General features: G+C 68.9%; 4 protein-coding genes. 1 reads left to right on the forward strand and 3 read right to left on the reverse strand.

Annotation, left to right across the window (positions count from 1 at the left end; genetic code table 11):
• Nucleotides 1–171: 171 nt before the first annotated feature.
• Both QN350_RS18540 and QN350_RS18545 read right to left on the reverse strand, forming a co-directional pair.
• Nucleotides 172–2,454: a putative bifunctional diguanylate cyclase/phosphodiesterase gene (locus QN350_RS18540; RefSeq protein ID WP_322137668.1), complete on the reverse strand. Its 2,283-nt coding sequence runs from the start codon at nucleotides 2,452–2,454 to the stop codon at nucleotides 172–174.
• A complete protein-coding gene (locus QN350_RS18545; protein WP_322137667.1) occupies nucleotides 2,451–4,718 on the reverse strand; it encodes a putative bifunctional diguanylate cyclase/phosphodiesterase in 2,268 nt (755 codons plus the stop codon). Before QN350_RS18545 ends, QN350_RS18540 begins: the two co-directional genes overlap by 4 nt.
• A gap of 161 nt (nucleotides 4,719–4,879) precedes the next feature.
• Here QN350_RS18545 and QN350_RS18550 point away from each other — a divergent pair, with 161 nt between their 5' ends.
• Nucleotides 4,880–5,410 carry a flavodoxin domain-containing protein gene (locus tag QN350_RS18550; protein ID WP_322137666.1) on the forward strand — a complete coding sequence of 177 codons (531 nt, stop codon included), beginning with the start codon at nucleotides 4,880–4,882 and terminating at the stop codon, nucleotides 5,408–5,410.
• Between the two features lie 36 nt (nucleotides 5,411–5,446).
• On the opposite strand, the gene QN350_RS18555 is transcribed toward QN350_RS18550, so the two are convergent.
• A partial coding sequence (locus tag QN350_RS18555) for a DEAD/DEAH box helicase (protein WP_323517086.1) occupies nucleotides 5,447–7,626 on the reverse strand: 2,180 nt, incomplete at its 5' end.

A 7,626-nucleotide genomic window follows, 5' to 3' on the forward strand; every position in this document is an offset into this window, starting at 1 on the left:
GGTACGCGGTGGGGGACGCGGTGGGGGTGGAAGCGGACGTCGACGTTGGGCCCGACGTCGGGCTGGGGAGCCACTGCGCGCAGCCGACCAGAACCATGCTGAACGCGAGTACGACGGCCAGTCCGAGCTTTCGTTGGGAGCAGAACATGCGGATCCTCTCCACTCCTCGTTCTACTCCCGGGTCTGCTCCGCGACAAGGCGGCCGGCCAGCCAGGCCTCGAACTCGGCGGCGGGGAGCGGCTCGCTGAGCACGCGGCCCTGGGCGGAGTCGCAGCCGAACCGTACCAGGGCGTCGTATGCCTCGTCGTTGTCCACACCCTCTGCGACCATCCGCAATCCGAGGCTGTGGGCGAGGGCGACCGCGGAATTGACGAGGGTCGACGAACGATCGTCGTGTCCCATCGCCACGATGAAGGATTCGTCCAGGCGGAGTTCGTCGATCGCGAGGTCGCGCAGCAGGGCGAGGGAACTGTAGCCCGTCCCGAAGTCGTCGACAGACATCCGCACGCCCTGGCTCCGCAACCGGTTGAGCACCGCGCGCGCCCGGGACTGGTCGGCGAGCAGGAACTCCTCGCTGATCTCGAGGGTGAGCACGAACGCGGGCAACCCCCGATTCGCGATCATGGCGCCGAGGTGTTCGGGGAGGCCGGCGTCGATGAGCGCGGCAGGGGGAAGCCGGATCGCGAGGCCGAGGTCGAGCCCGTGGTCCCGCCAGGCGACCACCTGGTCGAGCGCCTGCACAAGCATGGTCTCCGACATCGCCCTCACGAGCCCGGCGTCCTCGATGAGATCGACGAAATCGGCGGGCTGCAACAGGCCGCGCACCGGGTGGTTCCAGCGGACCACCGCCTCGGCGGCATGGACCTCTGACGTGTCGAGGTCGATGCGGGGCTGGTAGTGCAGTGCCAGTTGGTCCTCGGCGAGGGCCTCCCGCAGTTCCTGAAGGGTGCGCAGGCGCACCTCGCTGTGCTGGTCATCGTCGGACTGGTAGACGTGATGCCCGCTGCCGCAGGACTTCGCCACATACATCGCCGTGTCGGCCTTGCGCATCAAGGCGCTCAGGTCGCGGCCATGACTCGGGTACAGTGCGATGCCGATGCTGACACTCGTCTGCAGTGAAATCCCCTCGAGCGTGAAGGGCACCGCAAGCGCCGCACGCAACCGATCGGCGAGAGCGGATGCCTCCGCATCCCTGTTGCGTGCGACGAGGATCGCGAACTCATCGCCGCCGAGCCGCGCCAGCAGGTCGAGCGGTCCGAGCTCGCGCGCCAACCGCACGCCCACCTGAACCAGGAGTCGATCGCCGGCATCGTGACCGAGGCTGTCGTTGACCTCCTTGAACCGGTCCAGGTCGAGAAGGAGGAGCGCGCTGCCCTGCTTCCGGTCGGACGAGAGCCGCGCCGCGACGTCGGAATACATGGCCCGGCGATTCGGCAGTCCGGTCAGGTCGTCTGTGCGTGAGAGGTGGTTGAGTCCCCGCTCCCTCGAGATCATCGGGATGACCGCGAGAGCCACGGTGACGCCGGCGAGACCGATCGCGAGCGCCGAAATGTGGACCTGGGTCGCGTAGATGAGGATCCCGAGCCCAGCGGCCGTCGCGATCGCCGGAACGACGAACGCCATCACACCGTTCGGCTCCCGCGCCGGCCCGGTCACGGGGTACGACGCCCGGTCTACCCAGACGGCGATGAGCACGATCCCGATCGTCCAGCTGACGTCGAGCAGGGTGCCGAGGGCGTAGCCGCCGTCCTGGAGCGCGAAGACCACGTCTGCGCCCGTGAAGAGCACGAGGCCGGCGATGAGGGCGACCCAGGCGCGCCCGGCATGACGGCCATACAGCGCAGCAACGCCCGCGATGGCCGCGATCAACAGAAGGTCAAGCAACGGGTATGCGAGGCTGACCACCGTTTCGAGGGACAACGGCTCGGCTGACGCAGAGACGAGCACCGGGTTGAGGATGACGGCCATGAACGCGGCGACACTGACCGAGCCGACGGCACTGTTCAGGAAGGCCGCCCAGGGCACCCTGCGGAGCTGCCGCCGGGCAGTGACGAAGAGGGAGGAGACGATGAGGCCGTAGAAGGCCAGATAGAACACGTCGGCGAGCGAGGGGGAGCCGGGATACCCGAAGAACTGGGTGAGCACGGTGAAGATGATGTCGCCGAGGACGTTGCACGTGACCGCGGCGGCGGCGAGTGTCACTTCCCGCCGCACGAAGCCGGCCCGGCGGACGGCGGCCCAACAGACCACGACGGCCGCCAGACCAACGAGCTCGGCGACGCCGAAGTCGACGACGACGCTGTAACCGCTGCCCTTAGCGATGAGCATCACGACGTAGAGTGCGAGCGGGACGCCCATGATCCACAGCGGTCGGCTCGACGGCTGCCCGGCCGAGAGCTCCGGGTCCTGGCTCGGCGCCTTCAGGGTGCGCGCCCCTCCGCGCAGGATCGTCACGTGGCGACCGGCTCCGCGACCGACCGGCGGTCAGCGTGCCATCGGTCGAAGGCATCCGCCGGGATCGGCCGGGAGATGAAGTACCCCTGGGCCTGGTCGCAGCCGAAACCGGCGAGGGCCTCGTAGGTGGCGGCGTTCTCGACGCCCTCCGCGACCATGCGCAGCCCGAGGCCGTGCGCGAGCTCGATCGAGGACTTCACGAGCGCCGCGGCGCGCGGGTCGTCCTTGAGCGGGAAGACGAAGGACTGGTCGAGCTTGAGTTCGTCGATGGGCAGGTCGCGGAGATAGGCGAGCGAGCTGTAGCCGGTGCCGAAGTCGTCGATCGAAATGCGAATGTCATTCGCGCGGAGCCTGGCCAGAATGTCCCTGGCCCGGTCCCGGTCGCTCATCAGGAAGTCTTCAGTGATCTCCAGTTCGAGCACCGAGCCAGGCAGGCCGCGTTCCGCGAGGAGAGTGTCGATCCGTTCGGGAAGCTCGGCGTCGACGAGGGAACTCGCCGACAGGTTCACGGCGATCGAGAGGGGCAGGTCCCCGGTCCACGCGGCGGTCCAGACCTTCGCCTGGTCGAGCGCGACAGCGAGTACCCGCTGGGTCAGCGCGTGCATGAGCCCGGCCTCTTCGATGAGCACGAGGAACTGGTCGGGGAAGAGCAGTCCGCGGGTGGGGTGCTGCCAGCGCACGAGAGCCTCGACGCCGGCGACGCTCCCTGAGGCGAGGTCGATTTTGGGCTGGTAATGCACGATGAGCTGGTCGTCCTCGAGAGCGAGCCGCAGTTCGGAGAGGGTGCGCAGCCTCAGGTCGCCGTGGCTGTCGTCGTTGCTCCGGTAGACGTGGTGGCCGCTTCTGGTCGATTTCGCCTTGTACATGGCCATGTCGGCCTTGCGCATCAACCCGGTCAGGTCGCTGCCCTGCTCCGGGTACAGCGCGATGCCCACGCTCACCCCGGTCTGCAGGGCGATTCCCTCGAGGATGAACGGCACGGCAAGTGCCGCGCGCACCCGGATCGCGAAGTCGACGGCTTCGGCATGGCCGACGTCGTCGAGAAGGATCGCGAACTCGTCGCCGCCGAGCCGGGCGAGCAGGTCCTGTTCGCCCAGTTGCTCCGACAGGCGGATGCCGGCCTGCACGAGCAGACGATCGCCGGCGTTGTGCCCGAGGCTGTCGTTGACCTCCTTGAACCTGTCGAGGTCGAGGAGGAGAAGGGCGCGGCGACGCCGGGGCTCCCGGGTGATCCGGGCGGTGACGTCGCCGTACAAAGCGCGCCGGTTCGGCAGCCCGGTGAGGTCGTCGGTCCTGGCCTGACGCCGCAGCACGATCTGCCGGGACACGAGCGGGAGGGAGGCGAGGGCGAGGGCGGTCGCGGCCAGCGCGATGGCGACGCCGGTCACGGGCACCTGGCTCGCGAGGATCAGCACCCCGAGGCCCGCGCCCGTCGAGACGATCGGAACGGCGACGGCAGCGACGCTGTCCTGGGCGTGGCCGTGCGTCTCGGTCTCGCGCGACGAGGCATCGATCCAGACGGCGACGAGCCCGAGCCCGATCGCCCAGCCCGCGTCGAGGGAGGTGCCCATGACGTAGGCATCTCCGATACGGAGGTAGACGATCTCGGTCGCCGAGAAGATCATCAGCCCGAGCACGAGCAGCATCCACCGCCGTCGGGGATCCGGTCCCTGCGTCGCCGCGGTTCCGGCGATCACGAGCACGAGCATCGCGTTGAACAGCGGGTAGGTCACGACGACGGCGGTCGCGCCTGCCTCAATGGTCGTCCCTGCGGAAGCGAGGATCGGCGTGAGGAGAGCCGCGAGCACCGAACCGGCACCAAGGATTCCGATCGCGCCTTCGAGGAGGACCGGCCAGCCCGGAGCGCGGCGCTGCCGGCGCGCAAGGACCACGATTGCCGTGACGATCAGGACATAGAAGAAGAAGTATCCGATGTCGGGCAGGGTCTGCGACTGCCTGGAATCATCGGGCCGGAAGTAAGCGTAGCTGTCTGCCGCCACCACGATCGTGATGGCGCTCGCCGAGAAGACGATCTCGAGGCGGTCGAAGCCGGCGCGAAAGACGGCGGTCCACGCCACGGCGACGAGACTCAGCTTCGTGATGATCGCGAGCCACACATCGACGAAGGGGCTGAACTCCGAGCCCTGCGAGACGAGCGCGACCGTGTAGGCGGAGAGCAGGAGGCACGTGAACCAGACAAGCCAATTGCCTGATGAGGCTACATACCGAACGAACGTGCCGAGGCGGCGAGCCAGCGTTGTCATTGTACCGGTGCCCCTCCGCCTGCGTCTGCCCAGCATATCAGCGGGCAGGTCCCGGAAATCCGCTGCGAACACCCGAACGAGGGGCAGGCTTCCGGGCTGCCGCGGACGCGGGGAGGAGCAGAATGGCAGTGCAGGCAAGACCGAAGCACAGGAGGCGGACCGTGGTGGTTCTCGTGGGGTATTCGAGCAAGTACGGTGCCACGGAGGGGATCGCCGAGCGCATCGCGAGGAAGCTGCGCGAGGCAGGGCGCGACGCCGAAGCGAAGTCCGTCTCGGCCGTGGAGAATCCCGACCGGTACACCGCGTTCGTGATCGGCAGCTCCGCGTACATGGGCTCGTGGCGGAAGGATGCCGTCGACTTCGTTCGCGGCAACCTCGAGCTGCTCACCTCCCGCCCCGTCTGGTTGTTCAGCAGCGGCCCGCTCGGGACCGCGACCAGGAACGCCGAAGGGCGCGAGCTGATCCTCGAGGCCGAGCCGAAGCAGTTCGACGAGTTCGTGGCCGCGCTCGAACCGCAGGGAACCAAGGTGTTCTTCGGGGCGCTCAACCCGGAGGCGCTGCGCCGCCGCGACCGGCTCGTGCGAATGATCCCGGCCGGCCGGGACCTGCTCCCGGAGGGTGACTTCCGCGACTGGGTCGCGATCGATGCCTGGGCCGCGTCGATAGCCGCCGAGCTGCCGGCGTCCGCTTAGGTCGCTCGCGAGCCGCCGGCTGGCGGCCGGCGGGGCTCAGGGCGCGAGGAGCGCCCGGATGTCGTCCGCGGTGAAGTCGTCGCCGGCATCCGTTGCCACCGCTGCACCCTCCAGGCCGGCACGCTCCAGGCCAGCCCCGTCGAGGCCGGCACCGTCGAGAACGGAGCCGACGAGCAGGGCCTTGCGCTCCTTGAGCGCCATCACCTTGTCCTCGATGGTGTCCGCGGCGACGAGCCGGTAGACCATGACCGTGCGGGTCTGGCCGATGCGGTGGGTTCGGTCGATCGCCTGCGTCTCCGTCGCCGGGTTCCACCACGGGTCGAGCAGGAACACGTAGTCCGCCTCGGTCAGGGTGAGGCCGAAGCCGCCGGCCTTGAGGCTGATCAGGAACACGGGCGCCGTGCCGGTCTTGAACCGGTCGATGACCTCGGAGCGCTTCAGGGTCGAACCGTCGAGGTAACAGTACGGGGTGCCCTGGGCGTCGAGCCGTGCGGCGGCCTTGCCGAGGAATGAGGTGAACTGGCTGAACACGAGCGCCCGATGGCCCTCGGCGACGACGTCGTCGAGCTGGTCGAAGAGCGCGTCGAGCTTGCTCGAGGGCACGTCCGCGTAGGTGTCGCCGAGCAGGGAGGGGTCGAGGCTCAGCATCCGCAGTAGTGTCAGGGACCGGAACACGATGAACCGGTTCGCGTCGAGGTCCTCGATCAGGCCGAAGAGCTTCTGTCGTTCGCGCTGCAGGAAGGTGTCGTAGAGTGCCCGGTGCCGCGGGTTCAGTTCGATGCGGAGCACCTGCTCCTGTTTCTCCGGAAGTTCCCGGGCGACGACGTCTTTGGTGCGGCGCAGGATCAGGGGGCGGATGCGGCGGCGCAGCCGATCGATGAGCGCCGGGTTTCCGGGCTGCCCGCCGTCGGTTGTCGTGCCTGCAGGCCGCACGCCGTGTTCGTCGCGGTTCTCGATCGGGCGGACGTACTCCTCGCTGAACCGGCGGGCGGAGGGGAAGAGCCCGGGTGCGACGATCGCGAACAAGGACCAGAGCTCGAGCAGCCGGTTCTCCATCGGCGTCCCGGTGATGGCGAGTTTGAAGGGCGCGTCGAGGTCGCGGGCGCAGGCGTGCAGCCGGGAGGCGTGGTTCTTGAGGAACTGGGCCTCGTCGAGAATCAGCCCGGCCCAGCCCTGGGCGCGGTACGCCGCGAAGTCGAGACGGAAGAGCGTATAGGAGGTGACGATCACGTCGTGGTGCAGGGCCGCATCCGCGAGCGTTGTGCCGCCGCGACCGAGGACGGTCGACTGGGTGGTCTCGACGCCGTGCACGCGGAGGCCGGGGGTGAAGCGGGCGGCCTCGGCGATCCAGTTGGAGACGACGGAGGTCGGAGCGACCACGAGGAAGGGGCGATGCGGTCGGGCGGGCGCCGGGCCGCGTTCTGGCCCGGGTTCGGTTTCGGTTGCGGGGTCGGGTTCGCGCGTCGCGTGCTCGATCAGGGTCAGGGCCTGCAACGTCTTGCCGAGGCCCATGTCGTCGGCGAGGATGCCGCCCAGGCGATGCTTCCAGAGGAACGCGAGCCAGGCGAAACCCTCGAGCTGGTACGGGCGCAGGGTCGCGGTCACTCCCGCGGGTACCGGCACGGGCGCGAGGAGACCGCGGCCGTCGCCGTCGTCGACCGCGCGGGTTCGTTCGAGCAGTCCGGACACCGCGGACCGCCAGGCCGCGGCCTGCTCGGTGTGTTCGGCGAGATCCTCGAACTCGGCCCAGAGCTGGGCCTGGTAGCGGCTGATCCGCAGGCCGGTCTCCCATTCGGTGAGGCTGCGGGCCTCGTCGATCAGCGTCCGCAGCCGCTCGAACGCGGGCTGGCGCAGCGAGAGATAGGTGTTGTCGATCATCAGCAGCTTCGGCTTGCCCAGGGCGAGCGCCTTGAACAGCGGCCCGAAGGGTACCGTGCGGCCGTCGATCGTGACGATCACGCCCAGGTCGAACCAGTCCCGCTGGTTCGTCTCGACCGTCGTGATGGTCAGTTCGGGCGTCTCGATGAGCTCGCGGTAGCCGGGTTCCGCGCCGATGCGGTCGATCCGCAGCCCTCGCAACTCCTCGAGCCGCGGGAGGTCCTCCGCGGTGAACTCGGCCGCGTCGAGACCGCGCAGCGTGTCCGGGGGCGAGCCGGGTGCGGTGCCCGGCTGAGTTGCGGACAAAACACCCTCGCGGCGCTCGGGAAGGTGTTTTG

This window comes from Cryobacterium sp. 10I5 (assembly GCF_035019865.1).
Lineage (GTDB): Bacteria > Actinomycetota > Actinomycetes > Actinomycetales > Microbacteriaceae > Cryobacterium > Cryobacterium breve_A.

Excerpts from the sequence above, each read along its gene's own strand:
- QN350_RS18545 (WP_322137667.1), bottom strand. The coding sequence starts at position 4,718 with ATGACAACGCTGGCTCGCCGCCTCGGCACGTTCGTTCGGTATGTAGCC.